The organism is Acinetobacter sp. C13 (assembly GCF_016809775.1).
GTDB lineage: Bacteria > Pseudomonadota > Gammaproteobacteria > Pseudomonadales > Moraxellaceae > Acinetobacter > Acinetobacter pittii.
In genome coordinates this window covers 1-1,179 of sequence record NZ_JAFBJL010000015.1, presented here as the reverse complement: position 1 = coordinate 1,179, position 1,179 = coordinate 1, and the positions used below count along the sequence as shown (strand labels likewise).

General features: G+C 44.5%; 1 protein-coding gene. It reads right to left on the bottom strand.

Features of this window, described 5'->3' with window-relative positions; genetic code table 11:
* Positions 1-1,179, bottom strand: a 1,179-nt coding sequence (gene tuf / locus JGE69_RS17970; protein WP_017399900.1) for an elongation factor Tu, incomplete at its 5' end; no start/stop codon positions are given.

The window sequence follows — 1,179 nt, the reverse complement described above, 5'->3', positions numbered from 1 at the left end:
TTATGCAGTTACTTTCGCAACAACACCAGCACCTACAGTACGACCACCTTCACGGATCGCAAAACGTAGACCTGGGTCCATTGCGATTGGGTGGATTAATTCTACTGACATTTCAACGTTGTCGCCTGGCATAACCATTTCAACGCCGTCTTGTAATTGGATTGCACCAGTTACGTCAGTTGTACGGAAGTAGAACTGTGGACGGTAACCATTTAAGAATGGAGTGTGACGACCACCTTCTTCTTTAGAAAGTACGTATACTTCTGCGTCGAATTTAGTGTGCGGCTTGATTGTACCTGGTTTAGCAAGTACTTGACCACGTTGCACGTCTTCACGCTTAGTACCACGAAGTAAGATACCACAGTTCTCACCTGCACGGCCTTCGTCAAGAAGTTTACGGAACATTTCTACGCCAGTTACAGTTGTTTTAACTGTATCTTTAATACCAACGATCTCTACTTCTTCACCAACTTTAACGATACCAGCTTCTACACGGCCTGTTACTACAGTACCACGACCAGAAATTGAGAATACGTCTTCGATTGGCATTAAGAATGCTTTGTCGATAGCACGTTCTGGTTCTGGGATGTAAGAGTCAAGCGCTTCAACAAGAGCAAGAACTGAAGACTCACCATATTGACCAGCATCGCCTTCCAACGCTTTAAGCGCAGAACCACGGATAACTGGAGTGTCATCACCTGGGAAGTCATAAGTAGAAAGAAGTTCACGAACTTCCATTTCTACTAATTCAAGTAATTCTTCATCATCAACAAGGTCACACTTGTTTAAGAATACGATGATGTAAGGTACACCAACCTGACGAGAAAGAAGGATGTGTTCACGAGTTTGTGGCATTGGACCGTCAGTCGCAGCACACACAAGGATCGCGCCGTCCATCTGAGCAGCACCAGTAATCATGTTTTTAACGTAATCGGCGTGGCCCGGGCAGTCAACGTGCGCGTAGTGACGAATTGGAGAATCGTATTCTACGTGTGAAGTATTAATTGTAATACCACGTGCTTTTTCTTCAGGTGCTGAGTCGATTTGTGAGTAATCTTTCGCTTCACCGCCGTAAGTTTTTGCACAAATTGTTGCAATCGCAGCAGTTAAAGTTGTTTTACCATGGTCAACGTGACCGATTGTGCCCACGTTTACGTGTGGCTTATTACGTTCAAACTT